Here is a 15,403-nt window from a genome sequence, read left to right as displayed (position 1 = left end):
GCGCTACTCGAATATTTTCAGCAGTTCCTTGGCGATTTTCTCCTTCGCCTTGGCCTTGGCCGCATCCTCGACGCTTTGGCCGTCTTCGGCTTTCACGCCCAGTTTTTTCTCGACCGCTGCTTTCAGCTTGGCCTCGGCGGCGTCTTTCAGCTCTTCCTTTTTCGCGCCCAGGTTCAGGTCGATTGCCGCCTCGATGTCCGGGATAATGCGCAGGTTTGCCCATGGGCCGGTGATGCGCACGGGAATGGCGATGCCGTTGCCCTCGTTTGCGTTCAGGGCGATGGGAGTAAATGTATAGTCCATGTCCTGCTGCCCCAGCCCGATCCGTCCCTTGCCCCGCGCCTGATAGCTGGCCAGTGTGAACAGAAGGTCGTCGTTCTGGACGTTGCCTGCGGCCATCTTGAACGTGGCCCCCAGACTGTCGAACACTGTGGTGCCGCTGCCGGTCGCGCCTGAGCGCATCAGCTTGTCCAGATCAATCCCCTGAATGGTCCCCTTGCCAATCGCGATGGCTCCTGCGCCGGACAGAGACTTCATGATGGCGTCAACCGAATTGCCGGAGCCCAGGAAATTCAACTCGGCATTGGCGCCACCCGTCAGGCGGGTCAGGCCCAGTGCGTCGTTCAGCAAGGGCTGCATCGAGATGTCATTGGCATACAATTTGCCGCCCACGGACAGGCCGGCGCGGTTGTTCATGATGAACTGGCCGGTGATCGTCCCCTCGTATGCATCGACTTCACGCAGTTCAAAAACGGCGCGCGAGTTGTCATTGGTCAGAAGCGCGCGGGTCGCCCCCAGTTTGAAACTGCCCAGATCGACCGACGTGGCCCTGAGCGCAATCTCGCCGTTGAAGGCAGCCAGACCCGACGCATCTATCCTATCCTTCGGCCAGCCGGATGCCGCGCTGTCAGCGCCGCCGCTTGGGCGGTTCTCTCCACTGCCCGTCACGCCAGTCAGGTCCAGCGCGCCCGCGTTCAGTTGGGCGTTCACCTGTGGCGTGCCGTTCAGCGCGATGTCTGCCGCCCCTGTCAGCCGGTTCCCACCAAGGTTCGCGACCAGTTCGCGCAACGACAGGCGGCGGTCCTTGGTCAGGGTGATGTCGGATGCCATGTCGATGCTGCGCCCCAGCCCTTTCGGGAGGTCAACAGCGCCCACGCCCAAAGCCTGCATGAACGCGCCGGTATCGGGCAGGTCCAGCGTCAGCTTGCCCGCAACCTCACCCGCCGTGCTGGCGCGACCGTCCAGCGATACAGTGCCTTTTCCTGCGCTCAGTTGCAGCGTTACCGGTTGCACCTGCCCTGCAAGGAAACCGGCAAAGCTGCCGATCGTGGCATTGACCTTTACCGCTTCGCCCGCCGGGCGCAGGGTGGCACGGATGTCCGCAGAGCCTGCACGCTCGGGCCAGTCCAGCGCCAGATCGACACCCTTATATTGCACAAGGTCAGCGCCTTCGGCGTCATAGATCAGCGTGGCGTCGGTGATGTTCATCTTCTGGATCGAGAACGGACGCGGTGCGGTGTCGGGCGAGGTTTGCGTTTCGATCGTCGCAGCCCCAGAGGCATCGGTGAACTGCCAGCTGGCGCGGCCGTCCTTGCGTTGTTCCAGCCGGATCGTGGGGCTGGTGGCGGCGATGTTGGTGATGCGGATCTCGCCCGACAGCAGGGCTGCGGCGTCAATGCCGATGGCGGCGTTCTGCGCGGTCAGCATCGGTCCCTGTTCTGACCATTTGGCGTTGCCGATCTCGATGCTGCCGACCGAGGCCCCCAGTACCGGCCAGATCGACAGCGATACATCGCCCGAAATCGTCACGTCACGCCCGGTGGCGTTGCGGATCTGGTCCGCGGCAATGCGCGCGATCCGGTCGGCAGGCAGGAAAAACAGCGACACGCCGGCCACAACCACGATCAAAACGATCAAAACGATCAGACGCCCGATCCATTTCATGCTAAAAATCCTTTGCTAATCCACACCCGATTGCTACGCGTCTTGCCGCCCATTCTCAATCAAGAACCCTTTCCGCCGCGCACCGGTTGCACTAAAGGAGCGATCATGAGCACAAACCCACCCAATCTGCGCCCCGACATCGCCCCCGCCGCAAGGCTGGATGGCAAGACACGCCCCGGCCAGCCGTCCATCGGCATGGTCAGTCTGGGCTGCCCCAAGGCGTTGGTGGATTCCGAACGCATCCTGACGCGGCTGCGGGCCGAAGGCTACGGGATTTCGCCCGACTATTCCGGCGCGGATGCGGTGATTGTGAACACCTGCGGATTTCTCGACAGCGCCAAGGCAGAAAGCCTTGAGGCGATTGGCGAGGCCTTGTCCGAAAACGGGCGGGTGATCGTGACGGGATGTCTGGGGGCAGAGCCCGAGTATATCACCGGCGCGCATCCCAAGGTTCTGGCCGTGACCGGTCCGCATCAATACGAACAGGTTCTGGACGCGGTGCATGCCGCCGTGCCGCCGTCGCCCGATCCCTTTGTCGACCTGCTGCCCGCCCGCAGTGTCAGCCTGACGCCCCGGCACTACAGCTATCTGAAGATTTCCGAAGGCTGCAATCACAAGTGCAAGTTCTGCATCATTCCCGACATGCGCGGCCGCCTGGCCAGCCGCCCGCACAAGGCTGTGCTGCGCGAGGCTGAAAAGCTGGTCGAAGCGGGTGTGCAGGAACTGCTGGTGATTTCGCAGGACACATCCGCCTATGGCACCGACTGGGACCGCGAAGTGCGGCGCGGGTTGACCGAACAGCCGATCACCACGCTGGCGCGCGATCTTGGCAGCTTGGGCGCGTGGGTGCGCCTGCATTACGTCTATCCCTATCCGCATGTGCGCGAGATGATCCCGCTGATGGCCGATGGTCTGGTGCTGCCCTATCTGGACGTCCCGTTCCAACACGCCCATCCCGACACACTGAAACGCATGGCCCGCCCCGCCGCCGCCGAGGCGACGCTGGACCGGATCGCCGAATGGCGCGACATCTGCCCCGACATCGTTTTGCGTTCGACCTTTATCGTTGGCTACCCCGGCGAGACCGAGGCCGAATTCCAGACGCTGCTGGACTGGATGGACGAGGCGCAACTGGATCGTGTCGGCTGTTTCCAATACGAAAACGTGGACGGTGCGCGGTCGAACGCCCTGCCCGATCATGTCGCCCCCGAGATCAAGCAAGAGCGCTGGGACCGGTTCATGGAGAAGGCACAGGCCATCTCCGAGGCCAAGCTCGAAGCCAAGGTCGGCACCCGCATCGACGTGATCGTGGACGAGGTGGACGCCGATGCCGCAACCTGCCGGACAAAGGCCGACGCGCCCGAGATCGACGGCAACCTGTTCATCGACGAAGGGTTCGAAGCGTTGACCCCGGGCCAGATCGTCACAGTCGAAGTGGACGAGGCGGGCGAGTACGATTTGTGGGGGCGTTTGGTCTGATCGCGATGACGTGAAGGGGGCAAAATCACGTCCCTCTTGAAAATGTTCCGCATTTGTTCTAATTTGTTCTTAACAGGAACAAAGGAACGCCGTCATGGCCCATGCATCTGTTTATGAACCCGCCCTGCCCGGACTGTTTGTGCCGGTGCAATCCGACCTGCCGCTGAACGCGCCCGAACCTGCAACGGAAAAGCAGGTGGCCTATGCCATGGCAATCGCCAAGCGCGCGGGCAAGGATTTGCCGCAAGGCACATTGCGTGACCGGCGGGCGCTGTCGGCGTGGATTGATGCGCATAAGGTCAAGCCGGTCGAGGGTAAGTTTTCGAACTATCCTTCCGGCAAGCAGGTCGCCTTTGCCGAGCGGATTGCACGGATCAAGCGGCAGGACGTGCCGCGCGAATGCTTCAAGGACAAACAGCTGATGTCGCGCTGGATCGACGGGAACAAGCCGCGCTGAGATGTGCGGCTTTGTCCCATGTTGCGGGGCCGGTTTGCGCCCTATCTTTTAGAGCATGGAACAGAACACCACGGAAGACACCAGCGTTTTGTACAACGGCGAATGCCCTGTCTGCCGGTTCGAGATCGACCATTACGCCGGATACAGCCGTGACAACGCCCTGCCGATCCGCTTTGACGATCTGAACAGCGATGCGCTGGCAGGCTGGGGTGTCAGCGCCGATGACGCGGCCAAACGGTTGCATGTGCGCAAGAACGGTCAGGTCTATTCCGGTATCCCCGCGTTCATTCTGCTGTGGCAGGACATGCCGCGTTTTCGCTGGCTGGCGCGGGTGGTGTCCTGGCCTGTGATGCAACCTGTGGCGGTTGTGTTGTATGATTGGGTGCTGGCCCCCGTTTTGTATCGCTGGCATCTGGCGCGTGGGCGCAAAGCCGCCAAGCTCCAGTAACGTCAACCATATTGTTACACATCTGCCATAGCCTGTGGACTGAAACAGGTTAGTTTGAGCGCATGGCTTATCCACGATCCCTTTCAGAAACGCTTGTCGACGGGTCGGTGCATGTCCTCGGGCTGACCGGATCGCTGATTGGCGCCGCGGTCCTGCTGGGACATGTGACAACCCATGCACCAGCCGCGACCGTGGCTTCGGTCAGCGTTTATCTGGCGGTTCTGGTCTTTGCGTTCGCGGCATCCGCGGCCTATCACCTGCTGCCATGGGACCGCTCGCGGCCCGTGTTGGCGCGGGTGGATCATGCGGCGATTTACCTGAAGATTGCGGGCACCTACACGCCGCTCGTTGTCGTTCTGGGGTCCGTCTCCGGTTATGTGGTGCTGGGGTTCGTCTGGCTGGTGGCCTTGGGCGGGGCGATTGCGAAACTGTCGTTCTGGTCGACGGAAGGACGCGGGTCGCTGGCACTGTATCTGGCGTTGGGCTGGGCCAGCGTGCTGCTGATCTGGCCGATGTGGTCCAGCCTGAGCGGCGCGGCCATGGCATTGGTTGCAGCGGGCGGGCTGACCTATTCGGCGGGGGCGGTGTTCTTTGCCATGCGCGAATTCCGGTTCCAGATGGCGCTGTGGCACGTTTTTGTGCTGGTAGCTTCGGGCTGTTTCTTTGCGGCCATAGCACTCAGCGTCTAAAGCGCGTCCAGATAGGCCCGCACACAGGTCTGCACATGGCGAAAACGATCGCCGCCCAGATGTTTGCCGCCATACCAGCGCGTTACCACAATCAGGTGATCGGCCAGGTCCTCGCGCTCCAGCATGCGGATGATCACCATGCCCGCTCCGGCTTCGCCGTCGTCGCCCTTGATCGGGCCGCCCTCGGTCAACAGCGCCGCCCATGTGTTGTGCGTGGCCTTGGCATAGGTCTTGTCCCGCTTGAGCTGTTTCAACGCGGCATCAATCTCGGCGCGGCTGCTGACGGCCATACCCGACACCGCGTATTTTGACCCGCGGTCGGTCAGGATCTGCCCCAGCAACCGCATCAGCTCAGCACCAGCCTGCGCCGTGCCGCCGCCCATTGTCGGTGGGCGGTCTCTTCATGTGTCATTTGGAAATACACGTAACCGTTCAGACAGTCACAACGCCGCAGCGGTGCGCCGCACGGTTTCCAGACGCGCCGCGTTGGGCGGGTGCGTGCCCAGAAAGCGGTTGCCGGGATCAGGGATGCGCGTAAAGAATTCGGCCCCGCGCAAAGGATCATAACCTGCGCGGTGGGTGATGATGGTGCCGAGCGCGTCCGCCTCCAATTCGAATTCCTTGGAATAGGTGCGCGCGCCCACCTGCTCCCCCAGACGCTGCGCCGATTCAACCGCGCCGGCGTCACCGCCTGTCAAAGTTGCCAGACCGGCAAAAATCACCGCACCGGCCACCGCATTCTGACGTTGCCGTGCCAGATGCCCGGCGATGTGGTGCGCTGCCTCGTGGCCCATGACAAAGGCAATCTCGTCGGCGTTATAGGCGTCCTGAATCAGCTGGAGCGTAAAGAAAATCACCGGACGATTGGTTTTGTCCAATGTCTGATAGGCATTGGCAGGCTGGTTCGGCCTGTCGTCGACAACGATGCGGAAATCACAGTTCACGCCGGTGGTGCGGTTGCGACACTCGCGCTCGGCCACGGGTTCCAGCCGTTGCAGAACCTGCACAAAGGCGCGTTCGGCCTGATCCTTGCCGCGCAGTTCATCGTTTCCGGCGCTGCTGTTGGTAGGCGCATTCGATTGCGACGGGGGGGTTGATACGGTTGTGGGCACGTCACAGGCCGCAAGCAGGGCCAGCGGCAGCAGAACCTGTACCAGTTTCTTCAGCATGCGTCAGTTCCTTGGTCTGTGCGGCCCAAAAACACCGCAAACGTCGCCTTGCAACTTAGCATGTCCACCGCCCGCTTCCAGCCCCGATCCGACCAGATCACAGCACGCAGGTGAAGACGCGCCGATCACCGCTTGCATGTGCAGCCCGTGCGGTTAGGCTCTGGACATGTTTACAATTGAACACGAATTTGACTCGACTGTGATCACCCTGGTGGACGACGGCGGCGTGCCTTTGCAGGAAGATGTGATCGTCAACAGTTTTACCGAATGCGTGACCGTCGAACAGTACGATGCGCGCACCGACACAGTCATGAAAATCACCCTGAGCCATGCACAGGTGCGCGATATGGCCGCCGCACTGGACCTGCCCGAAGGGGTTTATGCCATCCGCGAGCGCGGCGACTGAGACAGGTCACAATTTGGTCTTTGCGACTGGACCCTCCGGCCTATCCTGATAACGTCCCGACAATTCCAGGAGGGTAAGAGATGGCTGTAGGTACGGGAATCAGAACGTTTTTTGACGGCACATGGCACGACGGTGACGTCGCTGTGATGAAGGCCGCCGATCATGGGTCGTGGCTGGGCGGAACCGTGTTCGACGGCGCGCGGTTTTTTGACGGGTACACGCCGGACCTGGCGGCCCATTGCGCGCGCGTGAACCGCTCGGCCAAGGCGCTGATGATCACCCCTACGGTCAGCCCCGAAGACATGATCGCCATCGTGCACGAAGGGCTGAAAGCCTATGACCCTGCGGAACCGGTCTATATCCGCCCGATGTACTGGGCGATTGACGGCGATCCTTCCGGCATCGTGCCGATGCCCGAAAAGACCGGATTTGCCATTTCGCTGGAAAAAATCCCGATGGCGGCCCCCGATGCGTCAACCACGCTGACACGCACCAAATTCCGCCGTCCGGTGCTGGAAGATGCAGTGGTGAACGCCAAGGCGGGCTGCCTGTACCCCAACAACGCGCGGATGCTGGTCGAAGCGAAATCCAAAGGGTTCGGGAACGCGCTGGTGGCCGATGCCCTGGGCAACGTGGCCGAAACAGCCACCGCCAACGTCTTTATGGTGCGCGACGGCGAAGTATTTACGCCGGTGGCCAATGGCACCTTTCTGTCGGGCATCACGCGCGCCCGCCATATCAGCAATCTGCGCGCCGACGGTGTGACGGTGCATGAAACAGTGCTGGGCTTTGATGACTTTCACAACGCCGACGAGGTATTCCTGAGCGGCAATATGATGAAAGTCACGCCGGTCACCGCTTTTGACGACACCCAATACCAGATTGGCCCGGTCACACGCCGGGTACGGCAATTGTATTGGGACTGGGCCGCATCCGAAGGATAACAGCATGACGAAACCATTGGAATTCTGGTTCGAATTCGCCAGCACCTACAGCTATCCCGCCGCGATGCAGATCGAGGCTGCCTGCGTTGCACGCGGGGTGACGCTGGTCTGGCGTCCGTTCCTGCTGGGACCGGTGTTCGGCGCGCAGGGTATGACGGATTCGCCGTTTAACCTTTATCCGATCAAAGGCGCCTATATGTGGCGTGACATGGCGCGCATCTGTGCCGCAGCCGAACTGCCCTTGCAAAAGCCGTCGACGTTTCCGCGTGGCAGCATGCTGGCAGCGCGGATTTGCGCGGCCAATGCCGGTGCGGACTGGATCGGTGATTTTGTCCGCGCGGTCTATTCTGCAAACTTTGCCGAGGATCTGGACATCGGCGCACCCGAGGTAATCGGGCCGGTGTTGCAGGCGCTTGGACAGGATGCCGCTGCGCTTGTCGAACAGGCTGGCACCCCTGAAACCAAACAGGCTTTACGCGCGCTGACCGACGACGCCATCGCACGCGGCATCTTTGGTGCGCCCAGCTTTACCGTCGGTGACGAACTGTTCTGGGGCCATGACCGGATGACCATGGCGCTGGACGAAGCGGCCGCTGGGAACTGAACAACATTGCGCGCTGCCCTGCCTTGGGCCATGCTGCTGCTGAAAACGGAGGAAGTGATGCGCAAATTTCTGGTTGTGCTGGATGACACGCGCGAGTGCCTGAACGCCATGCGCTTTGCCGCCATGCGCGCTGCCAAGACCGGCGGCGGCGTGGCTGTGCTGTCGGTCATTCCGCCGGACGAGTTCAATCACTGGATCGGCGTTGGCGATATCATGCGCGAAGAGGCCCGCGAACGCATCGAAGTGCATTTCGAGGTGTTCGCCAAGTGGATGCGCGACAGGCAGGGGGTGAACCCCGAACTGGTCATCCGCAACGGACAGGTCGCAGACGAGATTATCGCCCTGATTGGCGAAGACCCCGAAATCGGCGTTCTGGTTCTGGGGGCGGGCACCGATAAAAAGGGCCCCGGTCCGCTGGTCACGCAGCTGTCGCGCAACGCGGGATCATTGCCCATTCCGATCACAATCGTCCCAGGCGATCTGAGCAAGGAAAAGCTGGAAGCGATCACCTGACGCCCCCGACAGCGCCCAGTTTAGAATCGTTCCAAACCTTGACTTATAGCGCGCTGATCCGCATATCTGATGCAACAGCCCATCAGGAGCAACTGCCATGTTCATCCAAACCGAATCTACGCCGAACCCCGCCACTTTGAAGTTCCTGCCCGGCCAGACCGTTCTGGACATGGGCACCGCAGATTTCCCCACAGCCGATGCTGCGGCCAAATCGCCCCTGGCGCGCCGCATCTTTGCGGTTTCGGGCGTGACAGGCGTGTTCTTTGGCACCGATTTCGTCACCGTAACCAAGGATGACGCGACCGAATGGGACCACATGAAGCCCGGCGTTCTGGGTGCGATCATGGAACATTACCAATCGGGCGACGCTGTGATGGACGAGGGCCACGCCCCCGCCTCGGGCCATGCCGAGCACAGCGGTGAAGACAGTGCCATCGTTGGCCAGATCAAGGAACTGCTGGACAGCCGCGTGCGTCCCGCCGTGGCTCAGGATGGTGGCGACATTACCTTCCACGGCTTTGACCGCGGTGTTGTATATCTGCACATGCAGGGGGCCTGCGCCGGTTGCCCATCGTCCACGCTGACGCTGAAAATGGGCATCGAAAACCTGCTGCGCCATTACATCCCCGAAGTCACCGAAGTGCGCCCCGTCGCGGTCTGATCTTTGTGACCGATACATCAAGTTTCTACGGGCGCTGCATCTGCGGCGCCTTGCGCATTTCTACGCAACGCGGTGTCCTGATATGAGCATTGTCCTGGGCTTTGATACCGCGGGCGCTTGGTGCGCTGCCGCCTTGTGGTCGGATGGTGCGGTGGTTGAAGCCGTGGCCGAAGAGATGGCACGCGGACAGGCCGAGCGCCTGATGGACCTGCTGCAAGAGCTGCTGGCGCGCCATGATCTGACATGGCGCAATCTGGATGCGCTTGGCGTGGGCGTCGGCCCCGGCAATTTCACCGGCATTCGCATTGGCGTTTCTGCTGCACGGGGTCTGGCCTTGGGGCTGGATGTGCCGGCCTATGGCATCACCGGTTTCGAACAACGTGAAAGCCTGCAAACGCCACCTGTCTGCGTGCCCGCCCCGCGCGAATCGGTCTATGTGATGCAGGCAGATGGCCCCGCGTTGGTCTCCCGTTCCACGCTTGAGGCTGCCGGCACCACCCTGCACCCCGATCCGGCCCCCGCCGATCTGGCCGCCAGCATTGCAACGCAGGCCGCAGCCCGGTTCCCGCAAGCGGCCCCTGCCCCGGCACCCTATTACCTGCGCCCCCCCGATGCCGCGCAAGGCCGTGATGTACCGCCTGTGATCCTGCCCCCAGACACGCCATGACCCGGCAAGACATGCCCCCCTTGGTCATGGCCCAGATCCACGCCGCCGCCTTCACCAACGCACGACCCTGGACAGCCAAAGAATTCGCGTCGCTTCTCGACAGCCCCCACGTCTTTGCCGCCACGCTGCCGCGGGGCTTTGCCCTTGTGCGCGTCGTCGCAGGCGAGGCTGAGTTGCTGACCATCGCCGTTGCCCCCGACCATCAGGGCAAGGGCATCGGGCGGTTGTTGATGGCCAAATGGATGGCGCAGGCAGGCGCAACCGCCAATGAGGCGTTTCTGGAAGTCGCAGCCGACAACGCCTCCGCCTGCGCATTGTACGCAAGTAGCGGTTTTGCCCCCGCCGGACTGCGACGGGCATATTACCCCCGCGCGGGGACCAAAGCCGTTGATGCGGTGCTTATGCGCGCGCCATTGGGTTGACTTCACCCTAGGTAAGCCACGCAAAACCACCCCTCCACACAGAAAAAGCGGTTGACCCGGCACCGACGGTGCGGCCTTATTTGCATCTGATCAATCTGATCTGCCTGTTTTGCACACAGAAATGCACGGGCGTCGGGCCCCACTGCCCCAAAGCGGGCGGCAGGCTCCAAACACGAAAACTGGGAGATATTAAATGACCCTTATGCAAAAATTTCTGGGCGCCGCTGCCGGGCTGGCCCTGACCGCCGGTGCTGCGATGGCCGAACCCGCCCTGATCTTTGACCTGGGCGGCAAATTCGACAAATCCTTTAACGAAGCGGCCTTTAACGGCGCAACGCGTTGGGCCGAAGAAACCGGCGGCACATTCGCCGAAATCGAAATGCAGTCCGAGGCCCAGCGCGAACAGGCCCTGCGCCGCTTTGCCGAATCCGGCGCCAATCCGATTATCACCATGGGTTTTGCCATGGCCGATCCGCTGGCAACAGTGGCCCCCGATTACCCCGACACCAAGTTTGCCGTGATCGACGTAAGCTGGCTCGACATCCCCAACGTGCGCCAGGTCAGCTTTGCTGAACACGAAGGCTCGTATCTTGTGGGCATTATGGCCGCGATGGCGTCGAAAACCGGCACTGTTGGATTTGTCGGCGGCATGGACGTACCGTTGATCCGCCACTTTGGCTGTGGCTATGCCCAAGGTGTCAAATCCGTGAACCCCGACGCCACTGTAATTGCCAATATGACAGGCACCACGCCTGCCGCATGGAACGATCCCGTCAAAGGGTCCGAAATCACCAAGGCGCAGATCAGCCAGGGCGCGGATGTGGTCTTTGCCGCAGCGGGCGGCACTGGCGTGGGCGTGCTGCAAACTGCGGCTGATGAAAACATTCTGTCGATCGGCGTGGACAGCAACCAGAACCACCTGCACCCCGGTCAAGTTCTGACATCCATGCTGAAGCGCGTTGACGTGGCCGTTTATAACGCCATGAAAGCAGGGACAGATCTGGAAACCGGCAAGGTCGTCACATTGGGTCTGGCCGAAGATGGTGTTGGCGTTGCGATCGACGAAAACAACGAAGCCCTGGTCACCGACGAGATGAAGGCTGCCGTGGCAGAGGCACGCCAGAAAATCATTGATGGCGAAATCAAGGTTGTTTCCTACTACGAAAACGACAGCTGCCCCGCTCTGGACTTCTGATCGTTTCTTGAAACCACTCAGGGGCCGCGCTGTTCGATCTGGCGCGGCCCTTTCGCAAGACAAAGGGTTCGCCAGCCATGACAGCAACCACCGTTGCCCCCGCGATTGAACTCAAAGGCATATCCAAGGCCTTTGGACCTGTGCAAGCCAACAAGGACATCTCGATCCGCGTGATGCCCGGCACCATCCACGGGATCATCGGCGAGAACGGCGCAGGCAAATCCACCCTGATGAGCATCCTCTACGGCTTTTACAAAGCCGACGCGGGCGAGATTTTTATCTCGGGCACCAAAACCGACATTCCCGACAGTCAGGCCGCGATTGCGGCGGGCATCGGCATGGTGTTCCAGCATTTCAAGCTGGTCGAAAATTTCACCGTGCTGGAAAACATCATTCTGGGCGCCGAAGACGGCTGGTCGCTGTCCACCTCGCTGGGCAAGGCCCGCAAGGAACTGGTGGCGCTTGAGAAAGAATACGGGCTGAACGTGAACCCCGATGCCGTGATCGAAGACCTTGGCGTGGGGATGCAACAGCGCGTCGAAATCCTCAAGGCGCTGTACCGGCAGGCCGATATCCTGATCCTGGATGAACCCACGGGCGTGCTGACCCCCGCCGAAGCCGACCAGCTGTTCCGCATTCTGGGCCGGCTGCGCGAAGAGGGCAAGACGATCATTCTGATCACCCACAAGCTGCGCGAGATCATGGAGATCACCGACACCGTCAGCGTTATGCGACGCGGGCAAATGACCGCCACGGTCAAAACCGCCGAAACCACGCCCGAGCAGCTGGCAGAGCTGATGGTGGGCCGCAAGGTGCTGTTGCGCGTCGACAAGGCCCCCGCTGCCCCCGGCGATGTGGTGCTGGACATCCAGAACCTGCGGGTCACCGACGACACCGGCGTGGAACGGCTCAAGGGCATCAACCTGCAAGTGCGTGCGGGCGAAATCCTCGGCATTGCAGGGGTCGCAGGCAACGGACAGTCCGAACTGCTGGAACTGCTGGGCGGTTATGCACGCGGCACCGGCACCGTGTTGCTGAACGGAGACCCGATTGACCTTAGCGGCAAACATTCCGACGGCCAGTCGCGCCGTGCCCGCGGCATTGCCCATGTCCCCGAAGACCGCCAGCGCGAAGGGCTGATCATGGATTTCCACGCCTGGGAAAACACCGCCTTTGGCTATCATCACGACCCGTCCTATCGCGCCGGTCCGCTGATGGACAATGCCGCCATCCGCGCCGACACCATCGCAAAAATGGAACGTTTCGACGTGCGCCCACCCGACCCGAAACTGGCCGCCAAAAACTTCTCGGGCGGCAACCAGCAAAAAATCGTCCTCGCCCGCGAAATCGAACGCAACCCCGATCTGTTGCTGGTCGGCCAGCCCACGCGCGGCGTCGACATCGGCGCCATCGAATTCATCCACCAGCAAATCGTCGCCCTGCGCGATCAGGGCAAGGCGATCCTGCTGGTCTCGGTCGAGCTTGAGGAAATCTTTTCGCTGTCAGACCGCATTGCAGTGATGTTCGACGGCCATATCATGGGCGAACGCATGCCCGAGCAGACCGACGAAAAGGAACTGGGCATGTTGATGGCTGGCATGGAGGTCCCACAATGACCCTGCTTTCTTTTGGCCACAAATATCCCGGGGGAGTCCCGCAGGGACGGGGGCAGCGCCCCCACACCCCTGCCCGCCAGACAGGAGCCGCCCCATGGATGTGATGCCCAAATGGGCCGAGGTCATCCTCGTGCCGCTGATTTCGCTGATCCTCGCAGCTATCATTTCGGCACTGGTGATCCTTGCCATCGGCGAAGACCCGGTTGCCGCCGTCAAACTGATGGTCTCGGGGGCACTGGGATCAACCTATGGCTGGGGCTATACGCTGTATTACGCCACAAACTTCATGTTCACCGGCCTTGCCGTTGCCGTGGCCTTTCACGCGCGCCTGTTCAATATCGGCGGCGAGGGTCAGGCGGCCCTGGGCGGCCTGGGCGTTGCGCTGGCCTGTCTTTACGTCCCGTGGCCGCATTGGTCGCTGGCGCTGCTGGGCGCGATTGTGATGGCGGGCCTGTTCGGCGCGATCTGGGCTGCGGTTCCGGCCTATCTGCAAGCCAAACGCGGCAGCCACATCGTGATCACCACGATCATGTTCAACTTTATCGCGGCCTCGCTGCTGAACTACATCCTTGTGAACGTCCTGCGCCCTCGCGGCAGTATGGACCCTGCCACGGCCCGCTTTCCCGAAGGCGTCCACCTGCCGTCGCTGCACGAGGTTCTGGCCCCCATTGGCATCGGCTTTTCCAAGGCCGCACCTGCCAACATCAGCCTGCTGGTGGCCGTTCTGGCCTGCGTGCTGGTCTGGGTGCTGATCTGGCGCACCCGTCTGGGCTATGAGCTGCGCGCCTATGGCCATTCCGAGAGTGCGGCAAAATATGCGGGCATCTCGCCGTTCAAGATCACCATGATCACCATGATCATTTCCGGTGCTCTGGCCGGGCTTATGGCCATCAACAACGTGATGGGCGAGGCCGAGCGTCTGGTGCTGAACGCGGTCGAGGGGGCCGGATTTATCGGCATCGCCGTGGCCCTGATGGGGCGCAGCCACCCCTTTGGTGTCTTCCTTGCCGCGATCCTGTTCGGGTTTCTCTATCAGGGCGGGGCAGAACTGGCACTGTGGACCAAGATCCCGCGCGAACTGATCGTTGTCATTCAGGCGCTGGTGATCCTGTTCACCGGTGCGCTGGACAATATGGTGCGGATGCCGCTGGAACGCATGTTCCTTGCGATGCGCCGCGCCCGCGCGCCCAAACCTGTAGAGCCGGCGGAGTAACGTTATGGATTTCCTGACCCTGATCCAACTGCTCGACAGCACCGTGCGTCTGGCAACCCCGCTGCTGCTGGCCTGCCTTGCCGGCCTTTTCAGCGAACGCGCTGGTATTTTCGACATCGGCCTTGAAGGCAAGATGCTGGCCGCCGCCTTCTTTTCCGCAGCTGTTGCTTCGGTCACAGGCTCGGTCTGGCTGGGCCTGCTGGCGGGCATCGCTGCCTCGCTGGCACTCAGCGCGCTGCACGGTGTCGCCTCGATCACCTTTCGGGGCAACCAGCTGATTTCGGGTGTTGCCGTCAACTTTCTGGCTGCGGGACTGACAGTGTTGATCGCTCAAAGCTGGTTTCAGCAGGGCGGGCGCACCCCTTCGCTGATCGGTGGCGGACGGTTCACCCCGATCACCCTGCCCTTTGCGGATGCGGTGGCTGATGTCCCCTTTCTGGGGCCGATCTACGCCGAACTGATCTCGGGGCATTCCATTCTGGTGTACATCGCCTTTGCCGCCGTTCCGCTGACCTGGTTCATCCTGTTTCGCACCCGTTTTGGCCTGCGTTTGCGCGCTGTGGGTGAAAACCCTGCCGCGGTGGACACCGCAGGCGTTTCGGTCGTGGCGCTGCGCTATGCGGCCGTTGGGATCTGCGGGGTGTTGTGCGGCATCGCGGGGGCCTATCTGTCCACCGCGCTTCAGGCCGGTTTCGTCAAGGATATGTCCGCTGGTCGTGGCTATATCGCGCTGGCCGCACTGATCTTTGCCAAGTGGCGGCCGTGGTATGCGCTGTATGCGACCCTGCTGTTCGGCCTGTTCGGTGCGCTGGAAACGCGGCCCGATGTCATCACCGCACTGACGGGAATGCGGGTCCAGGGTCAGCTGCTGGGCGCGCTGCCCTATATAATGACGGTGATTATTCTGGCAGGCTTTGTCGGCCGCGCCACACCGCCGCGCGCAGGCGGAGAGCCCTACGTCAAGGAACGATAGGTC

At 61.7% G+C, this 15,403-nt stretch carries 18 protein-coding genes; 15 read left to right on the top strand and 3 right to left on the bottom strand.

What is annotated here, in order from left to right:
• Positions 1-3 precede the first annotated feature (3 nt).
• The gene (locus tag DSM107133_RS03975) at positions 4-1,944 is read right to left on the bottom strand and encodes an AsmA family protein (RefSeq protein ID WP_114293503.1); all 1,941 of its coding nucleotides are present in this window, start codon (positions 1,942-1,944) and stop codon (positions 4-6) included.
• Between the two features lie 105 nt (positions 1,945-2,049).
• Between DSM107133_RS03975 and rimO the strand changes: the two genes are divergently transcribed.
• The 4 genes from rimO (at position 2,050) to DSM107133_RS03955 (ending at position 5,017) form a co-directional block, all read left to right on the top strand.
• Positions 2,050-3,423: a 30S ribosomal protein S12 methylthiotransferase RimO gene (gene rimO / locus DSM107133_RS03970; RefSeq protein WP_114293502.1), complete on the top strand. Its 1,374-nt coding sequence runs from the start codon at positions 2,050-2,052 to the stop codon at positions 3,421-3,423.
• Between the two features lie 94 nt (positions 3,424-3,517).
• Entirely contained in the window at positions 3,518-3,880 is a 363-nt protein-coding gene (locus DSM107133_RS03965; protein ID WP_240310517.1) for a hypothetical protein, read from the top strand.
• Between the two features lie 55 nt (positions 3,881-3,935).
• Positions 3,936-4,328, top strand: coding sequence for a DUF393 domain-containing protein (locus tag DSM107133_RS03960; RefSeq protein WP_114293501.1), 393 nt, complete (start codon positions 3,936-3,938; stop codon positions 4,326-4,328).
• Between the two features lie 62 nt (positions 4,329-4,390).
• Complete coding sequence (locus tag DSM107133_RS03955) at positions 4,391-5,017, top strand: hemolysin III family protein (protein WP_114293500.1); 627 nt, start codon at positions 4,391-4,393, stop codon at positions 5,015-5,017.
• On the opposite strand, the gene DSM107133_RS03950 is transcribed toward DSM107133_RS03955, so the two are convergent.
• The gene (locus DSM107133_RS03950; RefSeq protein ID WP_114293581.1) at positions 5,014-5,364 is read right to left on the bottom strand and encodes a YigZ family protein; all 351 of its coding nucleotides are present in this window, start codon (positions 5,362-5,364) and stop codon (positions 5,014-5,016) included. The genes DSM107133_RS03955 and DSM107133_RS03950 overlap by 4 nt on opposite strands.
• Before the next feature lie 93 nt (positions 5,365-5,457).
• Positions 5,458-6,186, bottom strand: a complete 729-nt coding sequence (locus tag DSM107133_RS03945) for a M48 family metallopeptidase (RefSeq protein WP_114293499.1) — start codon at positions 6,184-6,186, stop codon at positions 5,458-5,460.
• A 166-nt stretch (positions 6,187-6,352) separates the two neighbouring features.
• Here DSM107133_RS03945 and DSM107133_RS03940 point away from each other — a divergent pair, with 166 nt between their 5' ends.
• The 11 genes from DSM107133_RS03940 to DSM107133_RS03890 all read left to right on the top strand — a co-directional run bounded on the left by DSM107133_RS03940 (position 6,353) and on the right by DSM107133_RS03890 (position 15,400).
• Positions 6,353-6,592: a hypothetical protein gene (locus DSM107133_RS03940; RefSeq protein ID WP_114293498.1), complete on the top strand. Its 240-nt coding sequence runs from the start codon at positions 6,353-6,355 to the stop codon at positions 6,590-6,592.
• Between the two features lie 80 nt (positions 6,593-6,672).
• On the top strand, positions 6,673-7,536 hold the full coding sequence (locus tag DSM107133_RS03935) for a branched-chain amino acid aminotransferase (RefSeq protein WP_114293497.1): 864 nt from the start codon (positions 6,673-6,675) through the stop codon (positions 7,534-7,536).
• A gap of 4 nt (positions 7,537-7,540) precedes the next feature.
• Complete coding sequence (locus DSM107133_RS03930) at positions 7,541-8,140, top strand: 2-hydroxychromene-2-carboxylate isomerase (RefSeq protein WP_114293496.1); 600 nt, start codon at positions 7,541-7,543, stop codon at positions 8,138-8,140.
• Positions 8,141-8,197: 57 nt separating this feature from the next.
• Positions 8,198-8,653 (top strand): universal stress protein, encoded by a 456-nt coding sequence (locus tag DSM107133_RS03925; RefSeq protein ID WP_114293580.1) that lies wholly within the window; start codon positions 8,198-8,200, stop codon positions 8,651-8,653.
• A 97-nt stretch (positions 8,654-8,750) separates the two neighbouring features.
• On the top strand, positions 8,751-9,314 hold the full coding sequence (locus DSM107133_RS03920) for a NifU family protein (RefSeq protein ID WP_114293495.1): 564 nt from the start codon (positions 8,751-8,753) through the stop codon (positions 9,312-9,314).
• Positions 9,315-9,396: 82 nt separating this feature from the next.
• A complete protein-coding gene (gene tsaB, locus DSM107133_RS03915) occupies positions 9,397-9,981 on the top strand; it encodes a tRNA (adenosine(37)-N6)-threonylcarbamoyltransferase complex dimerization subunit type 1 TsaB (protein WP_114293494.1) in 585 nt (194 codons plus the stop codon).
• On the top strand, positions 9,978-10,403 hold the full coding sequence (rimI, locus tag DSM107133_RS03910) for a ribosomal protein S18-alanine N-acetyltransferase (protein WP_240310516.1): 426 nt from the start codon (positions 9,978-9,980) through the stop codon (positions 10,401-10,403). The genes tsaB and rimI overlap by 4 nt, the downstream gene beginning before the upstream one ends.
• Positions 10,404-10,596: 193 nt before the next feature.
• Positions 10,597-11,598 (top strand): BMP family ABC transporter substrate-binding protein, encoded by a 1,002-nt coding sequence (locus tag DSM107133_RS03905; RefSeq protein WP_114293493.1) that lies wholly within the window; start codon positions 10,597-10,599, stop codon positions 11,596-11,598.
• Between the two features lie 77 nt (positions 11,599-11,675).
• A complete protein-coding gene (locus DSM107133_RS03900; RefSeq protein ID WP_114293492.1) occupies positions 11,676-13,214 on the top strand; it encodes an ABC transporter ATP-binding protein in 1,539 nt (512 codons plus the stop codon).
• Between the two features lie 94 nt (positions 13,215-13,308).
• Complete coding sequence (locus DSM107133_RS03895; protein ID WP_114293491.1) at positions 13,309-14,427, top strand: ABC transporter permease; 1,119 nt, start codon at positions 13,309-13,311, stop codon at positions 14,425-14,427.
• 4 nt (positions 14,428-14,431) lie between these two features.
• Positions 14,432-15,400, top strand: coding sequence for an ABC transporter permease (locus DSM107133_RS03890; protein ID WP_114293490.1), 969 nt, complete (start codon positions 14,432-14,434; stop codon positions 15,398-15,400).
• Positions 15,401-15,403: the final 3 nt, after the last annotated feature.

The sequence above is a fragment of the Pseudosulfitobacter sp. DSM 107133 genome (assembly GCF_022788695.1).
In the GTDB taxonomy this organism is placed as follows: Bacteria; Pseudomonadota; Alphaproteobacteria; order Rhodobacterales; family Rhodobacteraceae; genus Pseudosulfitobacter.
The sequence above is the reverse complement of the archived record's forward strand: the minus strand, read 5'-3'. Positions and strand labels throughout refer to the sequence as shown.

Excerpts from the sequence above, each read along its gene's own strand:
- DSM107133_RS03975 (WP_114293503.1), bottom strand. The coding sequence starts at position 1,944 with ATGAAATGGATCGGGCGTCTGATCGTTTTGATCGTTTTGATCGTGGTT.
- rimO (WP_114293502.1), top strand. The coding sequence starts at position 2,050 with ATGAGCACAAACCCACCCAATCTGCGCCCCGACATCGCCCCCGCCGCA.
- DSM107133_RS03965 (WP_240310517.1), top strand. The coding sequence starts at position 3,518 with ATGGCCCATGCATCTGTTTATGAACCCGCCCTGCCCGGACTGTTTGTG.
- DSM107133_RS03960 (WP_114293501.1), top strand. The coding sequence starts at position 3,936 with ATGGAACAGAACACCACGGAAGACACCAGCGTTTTGTACAACGGCGAA.
- DSM107133_RS03955 (WP_114293500.1), top strand. The coding sequence starts at position 4,391 with ATGGCTTATCCACGATCCCTTTCAGAAACGCTTGTCGACGGGTCGGTG.
- DSM107133_RS03950 (WP_114293581.1), bottom strand. The coding sequence starts at position 5,364 with ATGCGGTTGCTGGGGCAGATCCTGACCGACCGCGGGTCAAAATACGCG.
- DSM107133_RS03945 (WP_114293499.1), bottom strand. The coding sequence starts at position 6,186 with ATGCTGAAGAAACTGGTACAGGTTCTGCTGCCGCTGGCCCTGCTTGCG.
- DSM107133_RS03940 (WP_114293498.1), top strand. The coding sequence starts at position 6,353 with ATGTTTACAATTGAACACGAATTTGACTCGACTGTGATCACCCTGGTG.
- DSM107133_RS03935 (WP_114293497.1), top strand. The coding sequence starts at position 6,673 with ATGGCTGTAGGTACGGGAATCAGAACGTTTTTTGACGGCACATGGCAC.
- DSM107133_RS03930 (WP_114293496.1), top strand. The coding sequence starts at position 7,541 with ATGACGAAACCATTGGAATTCTGGTTCGAATTCGCCAGCACCTACAGC.
- DSM107133_RS03925 (WP_114293580.1), top strand. The coding sequence starts at position 8,198 with ATGCGCAAATTTCTGGTTGTGCTGGATGACACGCGCGAGTGCCTGAAC.
- DSM107133_RS03920 (WP_114293495.1), top strand. The coding sequence starts at position 8,751 with ATGTTCATCCAAACCGAATCTACGCCGAACCCCGCCACTTTGAAGTTC.
- tsaB (WP_114293494.1), top strand. The coding sequence starts at position 9,397 with ATGAGCATTGTCCTGGGCTTTGATACCGCGGGCGCTTGGTGCGCTGCC.
- rimI (WP_240310516.1), top strand. The coding sequence starts at position 9,978 with ATGACCCGGCAAGACATGCCCCCCTTGGTCATGGCCCAGATCCACGCC.
- DSM107133_RS03905 (WP_114293493.1), top strand. The coding sequence starts at position 10,597 with ATGACCCTTATGCAAAAATTTCTGGGCGCCGCTGCCGGGCTGGCCCTG.
- DSM107133_RS03900 (WP_114293492.1), top strand. The coding sequence starts at position 11,676 with ATGACAGCAACCACCGTTGCCCCCGCGATTGAACTCAAAGGCATATCC.
- DSM107133_RS03895 (WP_114293491.1), top strand. The coding sequence starts at position 13,309 with ATGGATGTGATGCCCAAATGGGCCGAGGTCATCCTCGTGCCGCTGATT.
- DSM107133_RS03890 (WP_114293490.1), top strand. The coding sequence starts at position 14,432 with ATGGATTTCCTGACCCTGATCCAACTGCTCGACAGCACCGTGCGTCTG.